A 25,195-nucleotide genomic window follows, 5' to 3' on the forward strand; every position below is an offset into this window, starting at 1 on the left:
GAAGCGGGTTGGTGTTGAAACCCAGCGCCGTGTTAGCCGAAATGGTCGTGGTCACAAAGAAACTTACGTTCTGCGACGCCCCATTCTGAATGTTGCGGGTACCATCATTTCGGTTTACTACCCGCGCTGATATAGAGTATACGCCCGGTCCCGGGTACGTATACGTGGTACGATAGATGTTGATCGACGTGCCGCGGTTTAGCAATCGAATCGGGAGTACACGGGGTACGTCCCGGCTGGTGCCGTCGCCAAAGCAGAATAGGGCGTTATCGGCAGCCTGTGCGGCACCGGCACCGCCAATAATGTCGTAATAGGCTGTGAGGGTTATTTCATAGGTTATCCCCGTCGCCCCGTTTGTGTTTGGAATACGCCGCGTGGTAATCTCCCCCGCCCGAACGTGGGTAGCCTGAACTACAGTAGGTACCATCAAGCCAATGCCCAGTAGCAGGGCCAGCAGCCAGCCAGTATAACTCGCTCTCATATATATGGGTAGTCGTTTTAAGGATAAACGATTTTGGCTGTTAAAAGGATATGATACTGTAAGGAGTTTTCAGTCCTCTGTCTACCGGCTTCTGTAGCTCCGCTATTCGGCTATACTTTGCTGATCAGCAGCGCCACAGAAGCCGGTAGACAGAGGACTGAAAACTCCTTACAGTGGAATGTTTCCGTGCTTTTTACGAGGTAACGTTGCTACCTTATTCTCAAGCATCTGGAACGCACGGATCAGCTTCTGACGGGTCTCTTCGGGGTAAATAACCTCGTCGATATACCCCCGATGGGCTGCCCGATACGGATTGGCAAATTTCTCGGTATACTCCTGCACTTTTTCCTGAAGCTTGGCCTGTGGATCGGGCGCTTCGGCAATTTCGCGCTTGAAAATAATCTCGGCCGCGCCACTTGCGCCCATCACCGCAATTTCGGCCGTGGGCCAGGCATAGTTCAGATCGGCACCAATATGCTTCGAGTTCATCACGTCGTAAGCACCACCGTAGGCTTTACGCGTAATTACGGTCACGCGTGGCACGGTCGCTTCGCAGAACGCATACAGCAGTTTGGCCCCGTTGGTGATAATGCCATTCCACTCCTGATCGGTGCCGGGCAAAAAGCCAGGTACGTCCTCCAGTACCAGCAGCGGCACGTTGAAACAATCGCAGAACCGCACAAAGCGGGCCGCCTTAGTACTGGCCTGAATATCAAGTACACCCGCCAGCACTGCGGGCTGATTGCCTACCACCCCGATGCTACGGCCGCCGATGCGGGCAAAACCAACGACAATGTTTTCGGCGAAATTTTTATGCACTTCCAGAAACGAATCAGCATCGACCAGCGCGTCGATCACTTCACGCATGTCGTAGGGCTGGTTCGGGTTTTCGGGAATAATCGTGTTCAGGTCGGGGCGGCTTTCTGCTTCCGGCCCGGCCGATTTATAGGCCAGCATGGGCGGCTGGTCTTCGCAGTTCTGCGGAATGTAGCTGAGTACCTGCTTGATGTGCTGAATACAGGCCAGTTCGTTGGCGCACGAAAAATGAGTCACGCCCGACTTGGTACTGTGCGTACTTGCCCCGCCCAGTTCTTCGGCCGTTACCTCTTCATGGGTCACGGTCTTCACCACATTGGGGCCCGTCACGAACATGTAGCTCGTGTTTTCGACCATGAAAATAAAATCCGTAATCGCCGGGCTATACACCGCTCCCCCTGCACAGGGACCCATTACGGCCGATAATTGCGGAATAACACCCGAGGCCCGCGTGTTGCGGTAAAAAATATCGGCGTATCCCGCCAGCGATAAAACGCCTTCCTGAATTCGGGCCCCGCCAGAGTCGTTGAGGCCGATGATGGGTGCGCCATTTTGCATAGCCAGGTCCATGAGCTTACAGATTTTTTCGGCATGGGTTTCCGACAGTGCCCCGCCGAAAACCGTAAAGTCCTGGGCAAACACATACACCAGCCGCCCGTTTACGGTACCGTAACCCGTCACCACCCCGTCGCCGAGGTAATATTCTTTATCTAAACCAAAATCTTTGGTACGGTGCATCACAAACTTGCCGATCTCTTCAAACGACCCTTCGTCGACTAAAAGGGCAATGCGTTCGCGGGCGGTCAGTTTCCCTTTAGCATGTTGAGCGTCGATTCGTTTCTGGCCACCACCCAGCAGGGCTTCAGCATTTTTTCGGTCAAGCGTGTCCGTTTTTTTGGGCTTTATCAATGAAGTCATGTACCAGGCTCAGGTAAAGTATGTAGTGAAAGCAAAAGTAGAGTAGAAGCATAACAAAAAATAGAATGGCCCGGCCTGATTCAGGTACGTTAACGTACCTGGCCAACGGCTCATTCTCGGGGCGATCAGTAGCAGGCTGTGAATTTTGGCGGCTCAATCAGGTAAGGCGGGCGGGTTTGTGTCTTTCATACCTGTATTCATATGGGTTTACCACTAGTTCTCAACTTCGTTGATTCATGAGTCAGACTAACCAACCTACCGACGACTCGCGCGAGCCAACGCGTCGGAAGTTTCTGCAAACCGGCGCACTTGCGGCGAGTTCGTTCTTTATTGTACCCCGTCACGTGTTAGGCAAAGGATTTATTGCTCCTTCCGATAAACTGAATATCGCCAGCGTGGGCTTCGGCGGCAAAGGAGCCAGCGACCTTAACAACTCGTTTAATAACGGAGCCAATAACGTGGTGGCGCTCTGCGATGTTGACTGGGGGCTGCAACGGGTGAAGGAAAATTTTACCAGGCACCCCAATGCCAAGCGGTATAAGGACTTCCGCGAAATGCTCGATAAGGAAGGCAAAACCATCGATGCCGTAACGGTGTCGACCGCCGACCATACGCACGCCGTTGTGGCGATGGCTGCCATGCAGCGTGGCAAGCACGTGTATGTGCAGAAACCGCTGACGCACAACATCCACGAAGCCCGGATGCTGACCGAAGCCGCCCGTAAGTACAAGGTAGTCACGCAGATGGGCAACCAGGGCTCGTCGAACCCGCAGCAGCAGGAAATGGTCGAGTGGTTTGACAAAGGACTGATTGGCACCGTACATACAGTGAATCTCTGGACCAACCGCCCCGTGTGGCCGCAGGGAATTCCGGTGCCGCAGCAAGCGTCTGAAACACCCGTTGACCTCGATTGGGACCTCTGGCTCGGACCAGCCCAGAAGGTAGGCTACACCCCGGCTTACCATCCCTTCAAGTGGCGGGGCTGGTGGAACTTCGGGGCCGGCGCACTGGGCGACATCGGTTGCCACATCATGGACGTTCCGTTCCGGGTACTGGGGCTGGGCTACCCCACGCAGGTAGAATCCAGCATTGGAGCCGTATTCCTGAAAGACTGGACACCCGAATACATTCCCGAAGGGTGTCCGCCTTCATCGCATGTCGAACTGCAATTCCCCGCGTCGGGCAAGAACAAATCGGCCGTGAAAATGGTGTGGATGGATGGCGGACTGCGTCCGTTCCGGCCGGAGATGCTGCCAGCGGGTGAGCCTTTTCCTGAGAATGGAGAAAACGGCGTGTTCCTGATTGGCGACAAAGGGATGATTGCCTGCGGTATGTACGGCGACAATCCCAAGCTATACACCAAAAGCGGTGACAAGCGGGAAGCCGCTCCAAAGCCAAAAACAGGTCCATCATCGCTCGCCGAAAACGGGCATCAGGTATTCTGGACGGAAGCCTGTAAAGCTGGTTTCAACAGCAAAGAGCACAAGGCGTTAACCTCTTCGTTTGACTTTGCCGGTCCGCTGACCGAGTCGGTGCTGATGGGGAACCTGGCCATTCGAAGCTACACGCTCCGTGCGCCCAAGGCCGATGGCAAAGGATTCACTTACCCCGGCCGCAAGCAACTGACCTGGGACGGTAAGAACATGAAAGTCACCAACTTCGACGAAGCCAACCAGTTTGTTTCCCGCGATTACCGCGACGGCTGGAAACTGGTATAAGTACATCTGTTTCGTAAAACAAAGCCCCCTTTTGCCATGTGCTGAGGGGGCTTTTATTGTTTATCAGTCAGGTACGTATCGTGCTATGACATACTATTTTATTGGGATTCATCTCCAACTTACTCAACTCCATCAGGGTCCGATGGCCATACGCCTGATGCTTTAGCATGAAGAAAAACCTTTTTACCCCCATCTTATTCCTATTGAGCGTGCTGGAGCTACTTCAGTCTACACCCCTGATGGCGCAAACGGCACACAACCGATTTACGCTGGTCGGCACCATCAATCGACCGAATGGGGTAATTCAACTCCTCCCGCTTGGAGGAAAAGAAAGCCACCCGGTTACGACAGGTACGTATCAGACCACGATTGTCGACGGACATTTTACGTTTACGGGAGAGGCACCCTACCCATTGGCCTTCAAGATTGCCAATTTCCCGGAGTACGTGTCGAATCCGTTCATCGTCGAAGCGGGTACACAGTCGATTCAGTGCAACGCCGATTCCATCCGGGAAATCCCTCGCATCACCAATCTGAGTATGCGGGAGTTGGGGGCTGCACCGGTCAACTTTTTTGTCAGACTGGTATTAGGTGCCAAACAGAAAAGGAACTTACTAGCCTTCGCAACGCAACATCTTAATTCGTACGTTGGTCTCTGGGCAACGGTAGAATTACTGGGTTTCGGCTACGATCCGCTCCTTGATTCGACGTACCTGGCTTTTGCTCCGTCGCTCAAAAAGTCGTTTACGGGCGCACACCTGGGCAAAATGCTTTCGTCGGCCCGCATCGCCGCCATTGGCAAACCGTTCCCAAGGGTTACGCTCCGCACGGTCGATGATAAACCGGTTAACTTAACCAACCCGCAACTGGCACGCTACACGCTGGTGGATTTCTGGTATAGCCACTGCGGGGCCTGCATCGATCAGTTTCCAACACTTAAATCACTGTTTAACCAGTATCCGCGAACCGACTTCAACATCGTCCAGATCTCGACTGACAATAAGACGGAGGTGGGCCTTTGGAAAAGGACAATTCAGCGGTATGAGCTTCCCTGGTTGCAGTACTTGGACGAGTCCGGCAAGTTCGCGTCCGGCGTATTGGCAATCAGCGCTTTCCCGAGTAATTTTCTGCTCGATCAGCAAGGGCACATTATTCGTCGAGACATTCGGATGGACGAATTGACCAAATTTCTTGTTGGCAACATACCCGCTTTAACGAAGTAACCTATTGTATTACGCCAGTACCGCGACGGCTGGAAACTGGTGCAGTACAAAAGAGGCCTGCGAGAAGTTTGCTCCTTTTTTGATTTATTTATGTGCTAACTGCCACCCTCCTGAACACGCTACGCACCACCCTTTTACAGACGCCTACGTACATCACCATGCTGGTGGGCCTTTTATTCGTTGGCTATCAGTATTATGTAGGCCCTATTCCCTTGTCGGGCCAGTTGGTGGTATGTCTCATACTGTTAGTAGCCTCCGGTATTCCACACGGCGCGCTTGATCACCTCATTGAGCAGCAACGCAGCGCCAGATTGGAGCAGCCGTTCTCGATGGTCTCTTTTATCATAAAATATTTGCTACTCATTGCCGTGTATGGCGTTGGCTGGCTAATTTCTCCGGTTTCAAGCCTAATTGTCTTTCTGGCTATATCGGCCTGGCACTTTGGCGAAACAGATCTGGAGAAAGCGCCAGCCACGGTACTATGGTCGGTGTCCCGGTTTGTTGCCGGGGGCTGGGTGCTGGCTTTGATTTTACTCACGCACCCCGTAGAAACTACGCCCATTCTGGGGCGTATCGTTCAGGGAAACCGCCCGACGATGCACTATTGGGCAATTCTCTGCGATTACAGAACCAGCCTGCTGTATGGTGGTGCAATGCTGGTATTAATACTGACCATGCTCGCGTTCCGGCATCGGCCCGCGCCCCTGAATAGCTGGCGGTTGGTAAGGCTGGCTACGATACTAATGCTAACCTGTCTGTTGCCACTACTACCTGCTTTCATCCTGTACTTTGCAGGATGGCATGCCCTTAGCTCGTTCGGTACTATTCGGGCCTACCTGAAGCTACCCGCCTACTCAACCCTGTCTGCCTGGAAATTATGGTGGCAGGCGCTGCCCCTGACCATCGCCGCCTTTCTATTTTTAGGAACCTGTACGGCGCTCTGGTATTTCTACGTACCTGGCATAGATCCTATACCTACGTTGTTTATCTTATTATCAACAATCACATTACCTCATATCAGGGTAATGAATCGGCTACACAATGAATCTATATAGCTAAATATCAATTCTTTATGCAATAAAATAACCATTAAGCTTTATTGAATTTCGTTATACATCTGCCAGAAAGAGTTACTCATCACCCCTGTTTCATATATCTTGTTTAAGCTTTTTACAAAAACTTTAAACAAAACACATCCATATCTGGTATTTATATTCAAGTAATTAATTAAAGCGTTCCAAGATAAATACTTGGCGACGTGTAGTATACCTAATCAACCATCTTAATACATTCTCTACTTGTATGCTTAATCAACTCAGTGCGATTCTGCTGGAAGCTCTCCAGCCAGGTGACGTGATTGGCTTCACGTTCTTTACGGGATACATGTCTATGTTTGCCGCGTCTGTCTTTTTCTTTATGGAACGCAGCCAGGTAGATGGCAAGTGGAAAACATCCCTGCTGATCTCAGGACTGATCACCATGATTGCCGCCGTACACTACTTTTACATGCGCGATGTATGGCTTAATACCCACACATCGCCAACCGAATTCCGGTACATCGACTGGACACTCACCGTGCCCCTGATGTGCGTAGAATTCTACCTGCTCATCAAACCATACGGTGGTAAAGTAACTACACTTTACAAGCTGGTTGCCTATTCAGTTCTCATGCTTGTGGCAGGCTACATCGGCGAGGCGATCCGGCCAGACCAAACGATCATGTGGGGGATTATTTCTACACTGGGCTACCTCGGCGTTATCTATGAAGCTACGGCAGGTGACGTAAAGAAAGTGGCCGACGCCTCGGCAAACCCTGAGGTAACCAAAGCTGTTCGCCTGTTGCGCAACTTCGCAATCATAGGCTGGGCTATCTATCCGATTGGCTATATGGCAGTGCCCGGTAACCTGCTGGCGGGGATGGGTCTAAATCTGGATCTGATCTATAACATTGCCGATGCCGTCAATAAAATTGGCTTTGGCTTGGTCGTATACGGAGCCGCTATGGCCTCGACTCAGAACGAATTGAAGGCCACGAAAGTAGCCTCACTCGTTTAATCGAGTTAAAACTGGTCTGAAAAAGGCTCGTCTCTGGCTGAGATGAGCCTTTTTCGTAAAAATGCCACCTATCTATCCACTACGGGTCATTTATGAAACGGTACGATATCATCATTGCCGGAGGTGGCATGGCTGGCCTGAGCTTGTGCTATTATATCAGTAGATCATCACTGCGAACAAAATCCATTCTGCTGATCGACCGTGAGCCCAAAAACAGAAACGACCGCACCTGGTGCTTCTGGGAGTCGGGCGCAGGACCATTCGAATCAATCATCTTCCGAAGCTGGCAGACGATTGCGTTTTACGGAAAAACTCTCTCCAGCCTGTTGCCAACCGCTCAGTATACCTATAAGATGGTGCGGGGAATCGACTTCTACACCTTTGCCTACAAGCAACTTACCGGCCTGCCCAACATCGAAATAAAGAACGCAATCATCGAATCTATCGAAGAAACAGAGGCCGGTGGCATCGTTCGAATAGGGCAGGAAGCCTACATAGCCAATCATGTATTTGACAGTATTTCCGGCTTACCTAAAAACCGCCCCGGCAACCAGCACCTGTTACAGCACTTCAAAGGCTGGGTGATCACCACCGAACGCGACTGCTTCGATGCCAACTGCCCCCGGATCATGGATTTTCGGGTTTCTCAGCATAACGACTGCCGCTTTTTCTACCTGCTTCCATTCGACAAACGAACAGCGCTTGTTGAGTATACCGTGTTCAGCCAGCAGGTACTACAGGAACAGGATTATGCAACGGCACTACGTACCTACATCGCTGATTTTCTCGATACGGGCGGCTACCAGATTCAGGAGACAGAAAGTGGCGTAATTCCAATGTCTGACGAAATGCCAGCCTCAGGACCATTTGAACACGTTATTCGCATTGGCACTTCGGGGGGGTACACCAAGCCTTCTACCGGCTACACATTTCAGCGTACCCAGCAGTATCTGCGCGAACTGGTCATGACGCTGGCGCAAACGGGTAAGCCAGCCCGGCAGAAAACGGGGGTACGAGGCTGGATAAAGCGGGCATTGGATGTCGTCTTCCTGAACGTACTGATCCATGATCGCCACTCGGCCGCCGATATTTTTACGCGTCTTTTCACCAGAAATGACCCGACTATCCTGTTCCGTTTCATGAATGAAGAGACTACGTTTACAGAAGACTTACAGGTTATTAATTCGATGCCTAAAATTCCCTTTGTTCTGGCCGCAGTTGATAGCGCGCTGACAAAGTTGAGATACATGTTCTAAACGGCTTTGCTGAATAAATGTGCTCGAACAGCAACCGTATAAAGCATCGTAAGGTGTAACTTGACCACATGATACGGCTCATCTGTTTTTTTTGCTTCCTGTCGCACTGCGCTGCGGCCCAGCAAGTCTTTGCTCATAACGACTACGAAAAACCCCAACCGCTGACCCAGGCACTTGCGGCAAAGGCCGATTTTATTGAAGCTGATATTTACCTGCGCAACGGTAAGCTGGTTGTTGCGCACATGCCGCAAGAAGCCGATACGGCCACCCGTACGCTGGAAAACCTGTATCTAATGCCGATCGTTGCCTTGTTCGAAACCAATAAAGGGCGCATCAGCACCGACCGGAGATACGCGCCTTCGCTGGTTTTTGATATAAAAGATAAAATAGAAGATGTACTGCCCAAACTGCTGCCGCTTCTGGAGAATAACCTCGTCGCCTTTAGCCGGTCAGTTTCTCCGATGGCCGTTCGGATCATCATTACCGGCAATCGGCCCCGCCCCGAATTTTACCTCGATCAGCCAACGTACCTGTTCTTCGACGGGCGGCCAAGCGAACTCTACGACGAAGAAACCGCCAAACGGGTAGCCCTGATTTCCGACAATTTCCGGTCCTATGCACGCTGGGATGGCACCGGCGATATACCTGAAGACGACAAGGCCAAGTTGAAGCGCATTATCAAACGCGCCCACGATACGGGTTGTCCCATGCGGTTCTGGAACGCGCCCGACACCCCCAACGCCTGGAAAAAGCTCTACAAACTAGGCATCGACGTGATCAATACCGATAAGGTAGCCGAGTGCGTGGCGGCAATTAAATAATAGGTTTCTGATCTCACTGGCTGTTGCCCGATGAGAGTTACAAAAAGACGTACGTCAGCGTTAGGGCGGGGCGCAGAGACAGGGCTACCTCTGTGTTGCTGCGTGCATCGCCGTTCTGCTGGTTGGTACTCCAGTCACTGCCTACACCAACAAGTTCGCCTTCAAGAATAAACCGCGTGCCCAACAGGTAGGCCAACCCACCACTTACCCGCCAGCTATAGCCGGTAGCCTGCGACTGCACCGCGCCATCACTCGTAATGTGCTCGTTACGCCACCCCACCCGGCCAGCCACATAAGGGCCAAACTGACTTTTCGACAAGTATTTTTTGGCAAATGGCTCTACTCCTATCGACTTTGTCAGCACAGTCCCCAACTGCGTATCTGTCGATGATCGACTAAACTCGTTGGTCAGTTCCTGCTGCCGGATGGGTATCGCCACACCAACTACCCACCGCCGCCCGGCTAGGTACCCCACCGACGGGCTAGCGGCAAACTGCTTCGTTATCTGCCGTTGTACAGTCGTTAGCTTGTCGCTCCCCGACATGAACTGCTGTTTATTAGTCCCCAGTTCAAAGGTCCCTCCTAGCAGCCAGTTACCAGTCAGCAACTGCGAAGGTGTTTGTTTTGCCGTAATTACCGAACGCTTCTGCTTCACATCGGTCAGGACCACCAGACCCAGATTCAGGTTGGTTAGTGCAACCGGGAACAAACCGGAACGCGCATTCAGGTCCAGCCCCCAGTGAGTATCGATGGCGTAGAACAGGCCCGCCTGAAACTCCGGTGTCAACCGCCATTGCGACGATTCAAGCTCCGATACATTCTGTTGCGTGTTGGTCGTCAGCAGCCGATTCCGACCATAGGATACGGCCAGTCCGCCACCAACGTACCCACGTAGCGCATCTTTTCCCCAGAATCGACGAATAAATGGAGTTGCGCCAAAAGTAGTTTGTCGGGAATCGCTGACAGCATCGAAGTTGAGCCCTTGCCGGGTTAGGTCGTTGAGGCGGGTCAGGCGCAGATCAGCCCCCACCAATAAGTTGTCGCGCAGAAAAGTAGCCTGGGTTAAAGAGATATTGAGTGTGGTTAGCTCTTCATTATTCTGAAAAACATCAGTCCTGCCCTGCTGCCAACCCACACTACCCGACCACCAGGTTACCCCTTTTTCGGTTTGAGCCAGTACTGGTTGCAGTAGTAACGACTGACCAACTAGCCACAGTAACCCAACCAAATACGTAGAATATCTCATAGTTTGGACCGTTAAAGTAAACATAAAGCGTATTCCTACAACGAAAAACCCCGGATAGTGATGCACCATCCGGGGTTTTGTTTATAAAACGGGAAGCCGATTACTCCGTCACAGCTTCAGGCTTTTTAACCGTTATCGTCAGCAATTCGCCTTCGCCACTGTAGTCGGCCAGAATTACATCGCCCTCTTTCAGTTCGCCTTTCAGAATCTCTTCTGCGACGGGATCTTCGAGGTAACGCTGAATGGCACGGGCCAATGGACGGGCACCATACTGTGGATCGTAGCCTTTCTCGGCCAGGAAGTCTTTCGCCTTCTCGGTGAGTTCAACATTGTAACCCAGATTCAGTACGCGGCCCAGCAACTTGCCAAGCATCAGATCAATGATGTGGTGAATGTCTTCGCGTTGAAGCGAGTTAAACACGATCACGTCATCAAGGCGGTTCAGGAACTCAGGCGAGAACGCTTTCCGAAGGGCCGACTGAATGGTCGACTTCATCAGATCATCCTGATTCTCAGCGTTGCGTTTTGACGCAAAACCGATACCGGCACCGAAATCTTTCAGGTCACGCACCCCGATGTTTGAGGTCATGATGATGATTGTGTTTCGGAAGTCAACGCGGCGACCCAGACCATCGGTCAGGATACCATCGTCGAGCACCTGCAGCAGAATGTTGAACACATCCGGGTGCGCTTTCTCGATCTCATCCAGCAATACAACTGAATAAGGCTTCCGACGAATCTTCTCAGTCAATTGACCACCTTCTTCGTAACCTACATAGCCCGGAGGTGCACCAACCAGCCGCGATACGCTGAATTTCTCCATGTACTCCGACATGTCGATGCGAACCAGTGCATCATCTTTGTCGAACAGGTACGTTGCCAACACCTTCGCCAGTTCGGTTTTACCTACACCCGTTGGGCCAAGGAAAATAAACGAACCAATTGGTTTCTTGGGATCTTTCAGACCAACGCGGGTACGTTGAATGGCTTTCACGAGCTTGTCGATTGCCGACTGCTGCCCAATTACTTTACCTTTCAGTTCGTCGCCCATCCGAACGAGTTTCTTACCCTCGTCGTTGGATACGCTCGTTACGGGGATACCGGTCATCATGGCCACAACTTCGGCCACGTTTTCTTCGGTTACTGTATAACGTCGCTTCTTGGTATCTTCTTCCCACGCCTGCTTGGCGCGATCCAGTTGGTCGATCAGGCGCTTCTCCTTATCACGGAGTTGAGCGGCCTCTTCGTATTTCTGGCTCTTCACCACCTGGTTTTTCTCTTTCTTGATATTCTCGATCGACTCTTCGAGTTTCAGAATATCTTCGGGAACGGTGATGTTGCTGATGTGTACACGGGCACCCACTTCGTCCATTACGTCGATGGCTTTATCGGGCAGGAAGCGGTCAGAGATATAACGCTCCGACAGTTTCACCGATGCCTCAATTGCCTCCGGTGTGTAATTTACGTGGTGGTGATCTTCGTACTTATCCTTGATGTTGTTCAGGATCTCGATGGTTTCGTCAATCGACGTTGCATCGACCATCACCATCTGGAAACGACGGGCCAACGCGCCATCTTTCTCGATGTACTGACGGTATTCGTCAAGCGTGGTGGCCCCGATGCATTGAATATCGCCGCGGGCTAGCGCTGGCTTGAACATGTTCGAGGCATCGAGCGAGCCAGAGGCACCACCCGCACCCACGATCGTGTGCAGCTCATCGATGAACAGAATCACCTCGGGCGATTTTTCCAGCTCGTTCATGACGGCCTTCATCCGCTCTTCGAACTGACCGCGGTATTTGGTACCAGCAACCAGTGAGGCAAGATCAAGCGTAACAACGCGCTTGCCAAACAGTACCCGCGATACTTTTTTCTGCACGATCCGCAGGGCAAGACCTTCGGCGATGGCTGTTTTACCAACGCCAGGCTCACCAATCAGGATCGGGTTATTTTTCTTACGGCGGCTCAGAATCTGGGCTACCCGTTCGATTTCTTTCTCACGACCAACAATGGGGTCGAGCTTGCCTACTTCGGCGAGTTTGGTGAGATCACGGCCGAAGTTGTCGAGTACAGGTGTACGCGATTTCTCAGAGCCTTTGTCTTTACCCTGCCCGGTGCCGCTACCACTGCCGCCGCCGAACATACCGCGCGAAGCGTCGTCGTCGTCGTCGGTATCATGCGCCATATTGGGCTGAGTTCCGGTTGATTGATATTCCAGCATCTCCTTGATGACTTCGTAGTTGACGTTGAATTTGTGCAGAATCTGCGTGGCAACGTTGTCTTCGTCGCGCAGAATCGACAGTAACAGGTGTTCTGTGCCGATCAGCGGGCTCTTGAAAATCTTCGCTTCTAAGTACGTAATCTTCAGGGTCTTCTCCGACTGACGGGTCAGGGGGATATTAGCCAGATTTTTAACGTTATTGGTTGCGGTTCCTTTCGTGGCTTGCTCGATGGTGATGCGCAGTTCGTCGAGTGAAATCGACAATTTTTTAAGCAGCCCCACCGCCACGCCTTCGCCCTCGCGAATCATGCCCAGCAGCAAGTGTTCGGTGCCGATGTAATCGTGACCGAGCCGCAAAGCCTCTTCCCGGCTGAGGGAAATGACTTCTTTTACGCGGTTTGAGAATTTTGCTTCCATTCGCTTGGGGTTCCTAATCGTATTAGCGTCTTACTGAAATAACGTATTTTAATTTGGGTTTGTTCAGGGGAAGCAATGAGTGAAAGAGATAAAGAGTAAATGCGTGAAAGTGCTTCGCTTTCGGCCTGTTCTGTTGAAAAAACGGAGCACTTTCGCGCATTCACCCCTTACCTCTTTCACTCATTGCTGTCTGCATGAACATCAAATCAATTACACTCAGGTTTGGTACAAATTCAGCACCAAAGTTTTGCTGGTATCTGGATATTGGACCAAACAGTCCAATTTCGGTATGCTGGCCGGGTTCAATGAGGGAACGGGCGTCAAAAACGCCGGTTGCAGGCGATTTTTCATACCATTCTGTCAGGTTAACCGGGGTCTTTACCCGAAGCCATTTCCGACATAATGTCAGCAATGACCAGTTCAAATCAAATAAAAATGGGTGATGCTGGTTCAGGATCTGTTCTATTTCCGGCATCAGATACTCAAAATACGGCGATTTAGCGTAGGCCGATTGTAGGCAGCGTAAATGGCGCTCAATCCAGTTTTGGCTATAATCTATTCTGACCTCTCGCATTGGCTGGCGGCGCGAACTGTGCAAAACAGGCACTGTCAGACAATCAATTTTATTGCTGGTCAATACGTAACAGCGGTTGCGGTAGCTTTGCTTCTGGTAGTTTTCGTGGGCCTCAATCAGTACCTCATCGGCGAGCGCCATTCCACGCATAACATCGAGGCAAGGCAGGTAGTGCAGGTCGATCAGTAAGGTGTAAGGAGGAGTTATCAAGTGGTTTGGAACGAATGGATTGACCAACTAACAAAAAAATTGGATTCACTCAAGTACATAGACCCTTTTTTAATTCAGATCGTTGTATTATTAGTACATTTCCACTATTTAACAGGACTGTTTTCAGGATTTATATACAGCCTATTCCTCGTAGTTTTGCGCTTATAACATACGCTCATCATATGCCTGCTCGCTTATTCACTGTGCTGGTAACCTGCCTGATGGCCGGGTCAGTGGTTGCACAAAATTCCGTTGACACGGCCTTTGTTCGGACCAATTACACCAAGATCGACCGACAAATTCCAATGCGCGACGGCGCTAAACTCTATACGGTCATTTACGTACCAAAGGATGCGTCGCCCACAAACCGCTACCCGTTCCTGATGGAACGGACTCCCTATTCGGCTAGTCCATACGGCGAAGCAAATTACCCGAAGCAGGGTCCCGGACAATCAGTCGAGCTCTCCAGGGAGAAATTCATTTTCGTCAATCAGGATGTGCGCGGCCGGTACATGAGCGAGGGACAATTCGAGGAAATGACGCCGGGCCTGAATTCGCCTGCTCCATCGCCCCATCAAATGCCCCGCCCGTCCCGAGCGGCTAAAAAATCGGCAACCGTAGCAAACGTACCTGCAGCGCCAACCGACGAAAGCACGGATACGTATGATACGGTGGAGTGGTTGCTTAAGAACGTACCCAACAACAACGGTCGCGTGGGTATTATGGGCATTTCGTATCCCGGTTTCTACGCTTCGGCGGCTTTGCCAAATGCTCATCCGGCCATTAAAGCAGTTTCGCCCCAAGCTCCCGTTACCGACGAATTCATGGGCGATGATGCCCGCCACAATGGCGCGTTCTTCCTGCTCGACAATTTCTCGTTCATGAATTACTTCGATACCCCCCGCGCTGGACTACAGGAAAATTACCCGACCATTTTTCAGTACAAGACAAACGACGCCTATCAGTTTTTTCTGAATCTAGGCCCGCTGAAGAATGCGAACGGACCAGCTTATTTCAACAACAAAGGCAAAATCTGGAACGAGTACCTGGCCCACGAAACCTACGACGCTTACTGGCAGAGCCGCGATATTCGGCGGCATCTGGGTCAGGTACGTGCCGGCGCAACACCACCGGCCACGTTGGTTGTGGGCGGCTGGTATGATGCCGAAGATTTATTTGGCGCACTCAACACATACAAGACACTCGAAAAAAACGCCAATAACCGAAACCAGTTGGTTATGGGGCCGTGGACGCACGGTGCCTGGGCACGCCGCGACTGGTCTGCTTTCGGCGATTTTCAGTTTGGTAGCAACACGGCGCAGGCATACCGCGACTCGGTAGAAACGCCATTCTTCCTATATCACCTAAAAGATAAAGGACGCTACGTATCCGACGAAGCACGCATGTTCAACACGGGGACTAACCAATGGCAATCGTTTGCAACCTGGCCTCCAAAAGCAGCTACGGAACAGACGTTCTTTCTGGCTGCGGGTAATCAATTGGCCAATGCTTCGACTGGCAACAGCAACGTACCTGTGGAGTATACCAGCGATCCCGCGAAACCGGTGCCCTACACCGATGGCACCTGGGCGCGGCGAAACAACGCGTATATGGTTGAAGATCAACGTTTCGCCGCCCGCCGCCCCGACGTACTGGTGTTTCAGACCGAGCCGTTGCAAAACGACCTCACCCTGGCCGGGGCCATCAGCGTTGACCTGCGCGTAACCATGACCGGTACCGATGCCGATTTTATTGTTAAACTCATCGATGTGCTGCCCGACAGCACAAGCAATCCCCGCCCTAATCCGAAAAATATTACGATGGCGGGTTACCAGCGGCTGGTTCGCGGCGATGTAATGCGGGGTAAATTCAGAAAGTCGATGGAGAAGCCGGAAGCCTTTGTACCGGGGCAATCGACTCCTGTTTCGTTTACCCTGAATGACGCGCTGCATACCTTCAAAAAAGGGCACCGGCTTATGATTCAGGTGCAGTCATCCTGGTTTCCGCTCGTCGATCGTAATCCGCAGACGTTCGTGAATATCAGCACGGCGTCTGAAGCAGATTTTCAGAAAAGTACGATTCGCATCGGCACCGACTCATCAGTGACGTTGACGGTGTTGAAGTAAGCAGTTAGCGTAGCCCTCGCCGGAACACCGACTAACGTACCTACGCCACTAAAAAAGAGGGGCATCACCTGGCGGTGATGCCCCTCTTTTTTAGTGGCGTAGGTACGTTCAGGCTTCTTTTTCTTTCAGTGGCTCATCAGAGACAACCACGGGTTTGGTTTCCTGCTCCAGGCTATCCGATTCCTCATCCGTCCCTTCCCCAATGGCTTCGTTTTCATCAGTCGCTGATACAGCTTCGGGCATTCCTGGCTCACTGGCCACTTCCGACATAGGCAGGACAGCCGCGTTGGTCGCATCAGGATCATCAGGAAGTAAGCCTTCGCGCTCAGCTTGTTGTTGATAAAAACGGCGCTGGAAGAAAAGAATTAAGCAAACGCCAACAAAAATACAGGAATCGGCGAAGTTGAAGATTGGCATGGAAAAGTAGCTTCCGCCCCAAACGGGTATCCAGCGCGGTAAAATTCCTTCCCATAAATCAAAAAAGATGAAGTCGATCACCTGCCCATGAAACCAGGGCGTTGGCGCGCCATATGGAGCGTTGTGCAGGTAAACTCCATAGAAGGTACTATCGATCACGTTCCCGATTGCCCCGGCCAGGATCAGCGCCATTGCGTAGAGCAGTCCATTTGGAGCACCGTGTTTGGCCAGGTAAACCAGATACCAGCCAATACCCACCATAGCAAACAAGCGGAATATGCTTAGTACCAGCTTTCCATACTGATGATTCAGCTCCATACCAAACGCCATGCCGGGGTTCAACACATACTGGAACTTGAACCAGTCGCCGATGACGTTGATAGGCATGTACAGATGTTCCTGCATATACTGCAGAATCCACAATTTCGACGCCTGATCAATACCTATCAGCAATAACGCCAGCAAAAAAAAACGGATCGGGTTTTTCTGAATCATATTAAAAGGGTTCAAGGTTCAACGTCTAAGGGTCAAGGTCGCGCTGCTGTACTAAGGTTAGTATGTAGCGGCACCACTTTGAACTTTCAGACATTGAACCTTGAACTAATTATTTGCAGCCTTTACGGCGCTCCAGCTCGCTTTTTACGAGGGTGAACTCACGGCTACTCTGGCCAGCAATTGATTTATTCTCTTCGGCCCGGCGGAACAAATACGGCATTACTGCCTCCACGGGGCCATAAGGCACATATTTGGCCACATTGTAGCCCGAGTTAGCCAGGTTGTATGAGATATTATCGCTCATACCCAGCAGTTGCGCAAAGTAGATGTGCGGATCGTTCGGGGCAATACCCATCCGCTTCATTTGCGCAATCGTATACTGACAGCTATACTCATTGTGGGTACCCAGACAGATCGACACTTCATCGCGATTGGACAGGCAAAAATCGATAGCCCGATTGAAATCGCGGTCGGTATCTTCTTTTGTTGCCTGAATCGGGTCCTGATATTCCTCTTCGTGTGAGCGGATGCGTTCCTTTTCCAGATAAGCACCACGAACCAGTTTGGCGCCCAGGAAGTACCCCTTCTGACGAGCCTGCTCGGTCGCTTTCACAAGCTGATCGTACATTTCCCACCGATACATCTGGTAGGTGTTATACACAACGCAACGTTCGTGATTGTAGCGATCCATCATTTCGTAGGCCAGACAATCGATGGTATCCTGAATCCAGCTTTCTTCGGCATCGATAAAGATGCGGACGTTGCGTTCAGAGGCCCGCAGACAGAGCGTGTTTACCCGTTCCCGAACGCGCTCGAAAGCCGCCTGGTCCGCCTCGCTCAGTTGGTCGCCGTTCTGAACGGCTTCGAGCAGATCAGTTTCTGCCAAGCCTGTGACTTTGAATACAGAAAACGGGATGTCTGCTGATTCGCTGGCCCGTTCGATCGTGCGGAGTATCTCCAGTACAGTGCTATCAAAGCACTTCTCATTCTCCTCACCCTCAATCGAATAATCGAGGATGGTACCGACTTGAGCAGTATGGAGATGGAGAATCGTTTGCTCGCAGTCGCGGATGGATTCGCCCCCGCAGAACTGCTCAAAGACGGTCTTCTTGATGAGCTTTTTAATGGGAAGCTGTAGTTTCAGGGCCAGTTTTATAAAAAAAGTCCCTACTTTTACGAGCCATCCTTGGTTCATCAACGCAAAAAGCCAGTACGTCTTTCGAAGTTTGAAATTCGACTGGGAAGAGAAGGCAATCGACGTGTCCTCAAATGATACCGGCTTTGTAGCAACAGCCGGTTGGACGGGGGATGTGATTAGATTACTTCGGTTCGACATAGTCAATGCGCCGTTTCCGGTGCGTTCGCCATACGGTCGTTCAGTAGCTTGTGATTAACGGCCTAAAGATAAACGTATTTTTGGCCAAAAAAGGTTTTTCAAGCTATCCTCTACTTTTTCAACAGACTACTAATCGTACAAGTATTGGGTGAGAATTGGCCCCGTAAAGGGCTTCTGCTCCTGCAAAGATACTATAAATTTGCACCCGGAAATTTTACAAGCGAAATAGTCAACCATACAACTGAGTACACGTAACCTCATGAAACCAGATTTAGCCGTAGAGCCGCTCGATTCGTGGATTAAGACCGACGGCAAACCCCTCATTATTGCGGGGCCTTGCAGTGCAGAAACAGAAGAACAACTTGTTGAAACCGCCCGCCAGTTGGCTGCACTGGGTCAGGTTCACGCCATTCGTGCCGGTGTTTGGAAGCCTCGGACCCGTCCGGGCTCTTTCGAAGGTATGGGCGAGCCTGCCCTTGCCTGGATTCAACGCGCCAAGGCCGAAACAGGCCTGCCGTTTGCCGTTGAAGTAGCCACACCGCAACATATTGAATTAGCCCTGAAATATGGCGTCGATATTCTTTGGGTAGGTGCCCGGACCACCGTTAATCCGTTCAACGTACAGGAAATCGCTGACGCTCTGAAGGGTGTCGACGTACCTGTACTGGTGAAAAATCCGGTCAATCCTGACCTGGCCCTTTGGGTAGGTGCCTTCGAACGCATCGCCGGAGCGGGCATCACCAAGCTTGGTGCTATTCACCGGGGATTCTCAACGGGCGAAGCCAGCAAGTACCGCAACATTCCGATGTGGCAGATGGCGATCGAACTGCGGACGATGTTCCCTCAGTTGCCCATCATTGGCGATCCAAGCCACATGGCGGGCAAACGGGCGTACCTGAACGAACTGGCCCAAATGGCGATGGACCTCAACTACGACGGCCTGATCGTTGAGTCGCATATCGACCCGGACAAAGCCTGGAGTGATGCTGCTCAGCAGTTGACCCCGGCCGCCTTCGGCGAAATGCTGGAGCACCTGCACATCCGTCAGCTCGAATCGAGCGATCGGGAATTCCAGACGGCGATGGAGCAGATTCGCGTAAAGATCGACAGCGTTGACCGTCAACTGGTTGAGCACCTGGCCGCCCGTATGTCGCTGGTTGAGAAACTGGCCGAGTACAAGCGCGACAACAACGTATCGATGTTCCAGCCCGACCGCTGGAAAGAGATTCTGGCCTCACGGAAACAGTTGGGCGAAAAGCTAAACCTCTACCCTGAGCTGGTGGAAGAGATTTACAAGATCATCCACATGGAATCGATCCGGAAGCAGACCGAAGTGATCAACAGCGCACCGGTAGCTTAAGAAAGGTTTAAAGGTCTAAACGTTCAATGTCCAAAGTGGCTCCGCACGACTAGTAATGCAGAGCCACTTTGGACATTGAACGTTTAGACCTTTAAACCTTTTTACCTCACCCGCACCATCAGCGATGATTGGTTGTAGGCACCGAAACAGCCAAGGCCATTTTGAATGTTTGATGGAATCAGTACGGGCTCGGCAAACGGATTATTTTCTGCCTCATTCTGTCGGGCTACGGCGTGGTGGTAACGGTAATAGTTCTCATCGACGTTACTCAGTGTCATATTAAGTTGAAGCCCTCTATGACGCAGGCTTGATTGCTGATAAAATGTTACTTCTCCTCTGGCCGCACTCAGTTGTTTACCATTCCAACTCAAGTCAGTGATTAATGTCGGGGCATCGAAAAGTAAGTCATTGTTACTGGTCAGTGTTACATCTCGAACAGGACCGTTTGGTTCCTGGCGCTCACTGTATGTAAACGTCTCGATTGCTTGCCCTGAGACTTTATAAAAATTAGTCTGGTCCACGGGGTCCTGCCAGATCAGTCGGCCCGCGTATATAGTTTTGGGCACATCTGATTGTAGCCTGACCAACGAATCAATCCGAAGTTCAGTTGGCTTAACCTGTTCAGGCACTGTACAGTAAGCCGTTGTAATAGGAAAATTAGCAGCAGAAACAGTTAATGTGTAAGTTCTGCCCGCCACAATTGGGAGATCCAGAACACTATACCCGTAATAAGTTCCAAACTGATTATTATATAAGTAAAGCTGCCCCGTGCGAGTCCCGTCTGACAATGTAACAGTGCATCCTTCAAGCGAACGGTTGGTAGGTAACCTGCTGGTATCGGATTGAGTACTCAGTCGTTGCACATAAACGACTATTTCGTCGTCCTGAGGGGATATAAAGCAGTGTATGACCAACTTAGGCGTAGCCACAGGCAAAGTTCCCTGGTCCACATCCTGCACCAGGCTGCCACATCCGAGTAGGGTCAGAAAGGCAACGACGAGCGTACCGTATGCAATCGTTTTCATCAGATGTTTAAACTTTTCATCTTACCCGTACCGTCAGCGTTGCTTGATTGTAAGCGCCAAAACAACCGTAGCCACCCTGAATAGTACTGGGAACAATTACTGGTTCAGCAAACGGATTTTCTTCCGCATCTCCCTGACGACCAACAGCTTCGCGGTAGCGATAATAGTTCTCATCGATGTTGCTCAACGTCATGGAGAATACCAGGCCAATAGTGCGTTCAAGAGAGTTGTAATTGAATTCCCTTGCCTCACCCCGCGCCGAAACAAGACGGTTTCCATCAGCGCTCTGGTCAGTGGTCAAGCCTGGCCCATCGAATGATAATGAATACAAATTTGTGAGCGTTGTGTCTCGTGTAGGTACGTTCTGAGAGGTGTAAATTGGTCGCGTCACGGTTTTTACCATACTCCCACTTACTTGATAATAATTTACTTTTCCACTGATATCGAGCCACACTAATCGACCATAATAAGTTGTTCCGGGCAGGCCATTTGCCCGTCCATTCAGTGAGTCTATGCGTATTTCGCTAGGCTTAACTGCCTCTGGCACTGTACATTGTGCCGTTACTGTCGGAAAATACGAATTAGACACGGTTAGTGTGTAGGTACGTCCCTCCACGATCGGAAATTGCCGGGCATTTATTCCGTAATAAAGTGGAGAAGTACCACCAACGCCAGGCAACTGAACCGTCTTTGCCCCATCCGACAGCGTTACAACCGATCCCTGGATAGAGTACGTAGGATACCAACCACCATTATCGATAAATTTAGTTCCTAATACGGCGCGTGGGGCCTGCACGTAAACGGCCAGAACGGTGTCCTGCGGTGAGATGAAACAGTGCACCACCATCTTGGGTGTAGCGACAGGAAGGTTCGCCGGATTCACCTCCTGCACCAGACTGCCGCACCCTGCCAGCGTTAGCAAGATAATGACAAGGGCAGTATATAAAGTAGTTTTCATCAGAATTTGAAGTTATAGCTGACAGAAGGCACAATCGGAAAAACCGAGTACCGTTTCAGGATAGTGCGTGGCAGATCGGGTTGGGGATTCGTTGCCGATTGCGGAAGCGTTGCCAGTTGATAGAAAAATGGGTTTCGGCGATTGTAGGCATTATAGGCGCTAAACTCCCAGGTACGTTCGTGCCGCTTCATTTTCTTGTGAAACTGAACAGCCACATCGAATCGATGATAGGGTTCGGCCCGGAAGCTATTCTTCTCGCCGTATTCCGTTGCCGTTTGTGGATTACCATACAGCAACAGCGATTGTGTGCCATTCTGATTATACAAATAGGTAGGACTTCCCGGACCGTATGCCGCATAGGTTGCCTGTGGTAAAGTCAGTGCCTGACCGGTGCCGTAGACCCACGTACCTGACAGCGTAATGCGCGGGCTTAACTCGTAAATACCTACTACTGACGCATCATGGCGGCGATCATACCGGGGAAAGAACGGTTTGCCACCATTGAGTTCGGCAAATTGCCATTGCGTCCACGACAGCGTGTAGCCAACCCAGCCACTGAATCGGCCCACTTTCTTTTGCAGCAGGACTTCGGCCCCGTAACTCCAACCCCGGCCCGCCGTCACGTTATCTTCCCAACGTACTCGCTGCGCCGACGTTGGGTCTTCGATCAACAGAAAGCTTGCCCCTTCCTTGTAGTTGATGATGTTATCCATTCGTTTGTAATAGCCTTCAACGGTCAGCGTGAGGCCATTGGTGAATGAGTTACCATTCGTGAAATCTTTGGCCATGCCTACCGCCACCTGCTGCGACTGCTGGGGACGTACCCGGTCTGTGGTGGGCACCCACAAGTCGGTTGGCAGGCCGATTCCGGTGTTACTCAGCAGGTGTACGTACTGATTCATCAGCGCATACGAGGCTTTCACCGACAGATCAGGCCTGATCATATACGCCGCTGACAAGCGTGGTTCAGGGCGAACATAGGTGACTGCGTCGTGCAGGAATGTGCTGATTCGCAAGCCACCATTCACGCGCCAGTGCACGCTGGGTTTCCAGATATCTTCCGCATAAATTCCTGATTCAAACACATCTATTTTGTCAACTTCCAGCCTGTTCTCGTTCAACTCGGTATTCTTCAACACCACGGCGCTGGGCGTGAACCGGTGTGCGGTAGCCTGTACCCCAACTTTCAGCGAGTGCTGCGGATTAGGATACAGATCGAGGTCGTATTTGAAACCGAAATCGCGAATACCCGATGTGTACCGTAAGTTAAACTCGGTGGTCCGGTCGTTGAACGTATCCTTATTGTCGGAGGCGATGGAAAAATCGTAGTTACTGAAAATCAGCGATGCATTGCCGAACACTTTGTCAGAGAAGAGGTGGTTCCAGCGCAACGTACCTGTAGCGTTACCCCAGCCAATGCCGATCTTCGTGGTTTGGCTGGCCGACGAATTATCATCAGCGTAGAACTGGTCACGACCAAAATAACCGCTGAGGTAAAGCTTGTCTTTAGGCCCAAGCTCAGTGTTTACTTTGGCGTTCAGGTCGTAGAAATAGTAACCCGCGCTGGTTTTGCCATCACTTTGGGCGGCAATAAGCGGTGCGGCCAGCACATCCAGGTACGTTCGTCGGCCCGATATTAGAAAGGATGTAGACCCCGGCCCAGACTTCTTTTTGGTCAATGGCCCTTCCAGCGTCAGGCGGCTGGCTATCAAGCCAATACCTCCTTCGCCATGCAACTTTTCCTTGTTGCCATCTTTCATGTTCAGATCGAGCACCGATGAAAGGCGACCGCCAAACCGGGCCGGAAAACCACCCTTGGTCAGCTCCACACTCTTGAGCGCATCCCCGTTGAAGACCGAGAAGAAACCAAACAAGTGGCTGGCGTTGTAAACCACCGCATCGTCCAGAACGATCAGGTTCTGGTCGGGGCCACCGCCACGGACGTACAGCCCGCTTTGGCCTTCCGAGCCTTTCTGTACGCCGGGCATCAGTTGCAGCACTTTCAGCACGTCTTTTTCGCCCAGCAACGCCGGAATCTTCTTGATCTGCGAGATGGGCAAGTCGATCTGACTCATCTGCGGGCTGTCGCTAACTTTTTCGTCGGCCCGCGACGACCGCACTACGACTTCGCTGAGCAGTTTACCCGCATCAAGCAGCACATTGATTGTCTGACTTTTCTGAGCCGCAATGCGTAGTTGCTGAGCGTTATAGCCTACAATCGAGTAGGTCAACTGGAGGCTGTCCTGCGCCGGGAGCGTCAGGGAATAAAAGCCATAGGTATTGGTTGATGTACCTACGGATGAGCCAGTTCGGTAGACGTTTACGCCAATCAGGGCTTCACGGGAACCCGCCTCACGGACGTATCCGCTAATGGTAATTGTAGATTGAGACTGGCTATACGCCGCGTGCAACGTCAGCCAGCTCAACAGGGCTGCCGATAAAAGGTTTTTCATAGACGTTTATTGAGGAAGAGCGCATTTCGGCCGCAATGGTTGTGAACCGAAACGGGTTTTATTCCTACAAACGTACAGACGATCCTACTTTTTAAACAGCATTACGCCTGCCTTTCAGCGAATAGTCAGTGTTTTTTCACTGCGGTTGTAGGCGGCAAAACAGCCCAGACCACCCTGTATGTTGGAGGGAATCAGCACCGGTTCAGCAAAGGGATTGCTCCGGTTTTCGCGCTGGCGGATGATTGCATCTTTGTAGCGAAAGTAGAGTTCATCCGTGCTCAGCAACTGCATAATCACCCGTGAACCGGGCAAGACATTTCCCAGCGTCAACCGTTTCAGCGACGCCTCTGCATTGTTGTTGCTGGCGGGCACTTCAACCAGACCCACCTCGGCAGAGAGCGACGTCAATAGGGAACCATCCTGCCGGTCGTCGGTAACCAGGTTGCCGGTTCTGTTTTCACGCTGAAAAGTCAATAACCGAAGCGCATTGGATGGACTGGTGACCGGCCCATTGATCGGGTAGTTGCTTCCCCAAATGTAGTAGGCAGTGTATTCGTAGAAGTTGGGTAAGTTGGCCGGGTCTTGCCAGTCGAAGCGGACAGAATACACTTTTTGCAGCCGATTACCGGTTGTAACGATGGTGGAGTCGAGCGTTCCCTGATTGACAGATACTGCTTTCGGTACGGTCGCATTGGCCGTTACTTGCTTGCCATCGGGTGTATTCGCAGTAAGGGTATATGTTTTCCCTGCCTGAATGGGCAACAACGTTGCTTTAGCCTGATACCACTGTTTATCAGCCACATACCGCAGCGCAACCAGCCGGTTGCCATCGGTGAGCGTAACCGTGGCATCGGCTACATTATAGGGTAGCGCGTCTGTCTGCTCGCCAAGCACCGGTTTCGACCGCGACACCTTCACCGTCAACAGCGTGTCCTGTGGTGAGATGTAACTGTTGACAACCAGCTTTTCCCCCTCCAGCGACAACAACGACGGACTAACCTCATTGCGCAGGCTTCCGCAGGAAGCGATTACTAACAGGAAAACAGGGAACAGGAATGCTCTCATACTG

At 51.4% G+C, this 25,195-nt stretch carries 18 protein-coding genes and 1 pseudogene; 8 read left to right on the forward strand and 11 right to left on the reverse strand.

All coding sequences use genetic code 11. From position 1 onward, the window contains the following. Positions 1–481, reverse strand: a pseudogene (locus tag ACFE8Q_RS13660) (gliding motility-associated C-terminal domain-containing protein); the annotation flags it as partial. Positions 482–649: 168 nt separating this feature from the next. Continuing rightward, entirely contained in the window at positions 650–2,215 is a 1,566-nt protein-coding gene (locus ACFE8Q_RS13665) for an acyl-CoA carboxylase subunit beta (RefSeq protein ID WP_375445967.1), read from the reverse strand. Between the two features lie 236 nt (positions 2,216–2,451). Here ACFE8Q_RS13665 and ACFE8Q_RS13670 point away from each other — a divergent pair, with 236 nt between their 5' ends. From ACFE8Q_RS13670 to ACFE8Q_RS13695, 6 genes are all read left to right on the forward strand, one after another. After that, positions 2,452–3,933 (forward strand): Gfo/Idh/MocA family protein, encoded by a 1,482-nt coding sequence (locus ACFE8Q_RS13670; RefSeq protein ID WP_375445968.1) that lies wholly within the window; start codon positions 2,452–2,454, stop codon positions 3,931–3,933. Positions 3,934–4,100: 167 nt separating this feature from the next. Beyond that, positions 4,101–5,156 (forward strand): redoxin domain-containing protein, encoded by a 1,056-nt coding sequence (locus ACFE8Q_RS13675; protein WP_375445969.1) that lies wholly within the window; start codon positions 4,101–4,103, stop codon positions 5,154–5,156. Positions 5,157–5,248: 92 nt separating this feature from the next. Then, positions 5,249–6,211 carry a Brp/Blh family beta-carotene 15,15'-dioxygenase gene (locus ACFE8Q_RS13680; RefSeq protein WP_375445970.1) on the forward strand — a complete coding sequence of 321 codons (963 nt, stop codon included), beginning with the start codon at positions 5,249–5,251 and terminating at the stop codon, positions 6,209–6,211. Positions 6,212–6,458: 247 nt separating this feature from the next. Next, positions 6,459–7,211: a bacteriorhodopsin-like gene (locus ACFE8Q_RS13685; RefSeq protein ID WP_375445971.1), complete on the forward strand. Its 753-nt coding sequence runs from the start codon at positions 6,459–6,461 to the stop codon at positions 7,209–7,211. Positions 7,212–7,303: 92 nt separating this feature from the next. Then, a complete protein-coding gene (locus ACFE8Q_RS13690; RefSeq protein ID WP_375445972.1) occupies positions 7,304–8,467 on the forward strand; it encodes a lycopene cyclase family protein in 1,164 nt (387 codons plus the stop codon). A 68-nt stretch (positions 8,468–8,535) separates the two neighbouring features. After that, positions 8,536–9,288: a phosphatidylinositol-specific phospholipase C/glycerophosphodiester phosphodiesterase family protein gene (locus tag ACFE8Q_RS13695; RefSeq protein ID WP_375445973.1), complete on the forward strand. Its 753-nt coding sequence runs from the start codon at positions 8,536–8,538 to the stop codon at positions 9,286–9,288. Positions 9,289–9,325: 37 nt separating this feature from the next. Here ACFE8Q_RS13695 and ACFE8Q_RS13700 read toward each other — a convergent pair whose 3' ends face one another. The 3 genes from ACFE8Q_RS13700 to ACFE8Q_RS13710 all read right to left on the reverse strand — a co-directional run bounded on the left by ACFE8Q_RS13700 (position 9,326) and on the right by ACFE8Q_RS13710 (position 13,983). Further along, a complete protein-coding gene (locus ACFE8Q_RS13700; protein ID WP_375445974.1) occupies positions 9,326–10,534 on the reverse strand; it encodes a hypothetical protein in 1,209 nt (402 codons plus the stop codon). 100 nt (positions 10,535–10,634) lie between these two features. After that, a complete protein-coding gene (locus ACFE8Q_RS13705; protein ID WP_375445975.1) occupies positions 10,635–13,172 on the reverse strand; it encodes an ATP-dependent Clp protease ATP-binding subunit in 2,538 nt (845 codons plus the stop codon). 160 nt (positions 13,173–13,332) lie between these two features. Beyond that, on the reverse strand, positions 13,333–13,983 hold the full coding sequence (locus ACFE8Q_RS13710) for a WbqC family protein (RefSeq protein ID WP_375445976.1): 651 nt from the start codon (positions 13,981–13,983) through the stop codon (positions 13,333–13,335). A 155-nt stretch (positions 13,984–14,138) separates the two neighbouring features. Here ACFE8Q_RS13710 and ACFE8Q_RS13715 point away from each other — a divergent pair, with 155 nt between their 5' ends. Further along, positions 14,139–16,082: a CocE/NonD family hydrolase gene (locus ACFE8Q_RS13715; RefSeq protein ID WP_375445977.1), complete on the forward strand. Its 1,944-nt coding sequence runs from the start codon at positions 14,139–14,141 to the stop codon at positions 16,080–16,082. A gap of 108 nt (positions 16,083–16,190) precedes the next feature. Here the strand turns inward: ACFE8Q_RS13715 and ACFE8Q_RS13720 are convergent, their stop codons facing one another. Both ACFE8Q_RS13720 and ACFE8Q_RS13725 read right to left on the reverse strand, forming a co-directional pair. After that, on the reverse strand, positions 16,191–16,994 hold the full coding sequence (locus ACFE8Q_RS13720; protein ID WP_375445978.1) for a lipoprotein signal peptidase: 804 nt from the start codon (positions 16,992–16,994) through the stop codon (positions 16,191–16,193). 109 nt (positions 16,995–17,103) lie between these two features. Then, positions 17,104–18,330 (reverse strand): proline dehydrogenase family protein, encoded by a 1,227-nt coding sequence (locus ACFE8Q_RS13725; protein ID WP_375445979.1) that lies wholly within the window; start codon positions 18,328–18,330, stop codon positions 17,104–17,106. A 259-nt stretch (positions 18,331–18,589) separates the two neighbouring features. On the opposite strand from ACFE8Q_RS13725, the gene ACFE8Q_RS13730 reads away from it, so the two are divergent. Next, on the forward strand, positions 18,590–19,690 hold the full coding sequence (locus ACFE8Q_RS13730) for a chorismate mutase (RefSeq protein ID WP_375445980.1): 1,101 nt from the start codon (positions 18,590–18,592) through the stop codon (positions 19,688–19,690). Between the two features lie 101 nt (positions 19,691–19,791). On the opposite strand, the gene ACFE8Q_RS13735 is transcribed toward ACFE8Q_RS13730, so the two are convergent. From ACFE8Q_RS13735 to ACFE8Q_RS13750, 4 genes are all read right to left on the reverse strand, one after another. Next, entirely contained in the window at positions 19,792–20,715 is a 924-nt protein-coding gene (locus tag ACFE8Q_RS13735) for a DUF4249 domain-containing protein (protein WP_375445981.1), read from the reverse strand. Between the two features lie 16 nt (positions 20,716–20,731). Further along, positions 20,732–21,673, reverse strand: coding sequence for a DUF4249 domain-containing protein (locus tag ACFE8Q_RS13740; RefSeq protein ID WP_375445982.1), 942 nt, complete (start codon positions 21,671–21,673; stop codon positions 20,732–20,734). Then, the gene (locus ACFE8Q_RS13745) at positions 21,673–24,126 is read right to left on the reverse strand and encodes a carboxypeptidase-like regulatory domain-containing protein (RefSeq protein ID WP_375445983.1); all 2,454 of its coding nucleotides are present in this window, start codon (positions 24,124–24,126) and stop codon (positions 21,673–21,675) included. The genes ACFE8Q_RS13740 and ACFE8Q_RS13745 overlap by 1 nt, the downstream gene beginning before the upstream one ends. A 114-nt stretch (positions 24,127–24,240) precedes the next feature. Continuing rightward, positions 24,241–25,191: a DUF4249 domain-containing protein gene (locus ACFE8Q_RS13750; protein WP_375445984.1), complete on the reverse strand. Its 951-nt coding sequence runs from the start codon at positions 25,189–25,191 to the stop codon at positions 24,241–24,243. Positions 25,192–25,195 lie beyond the last annotated feature (4 nt).

This window comes from uncultured Fibrella sp., from assembly GCF_964250085.1.
Lineage (GTDB): Bacteria > Bacteroidota > Bacteroidia > Cytophagales > Spirosomataceae > Fibrella.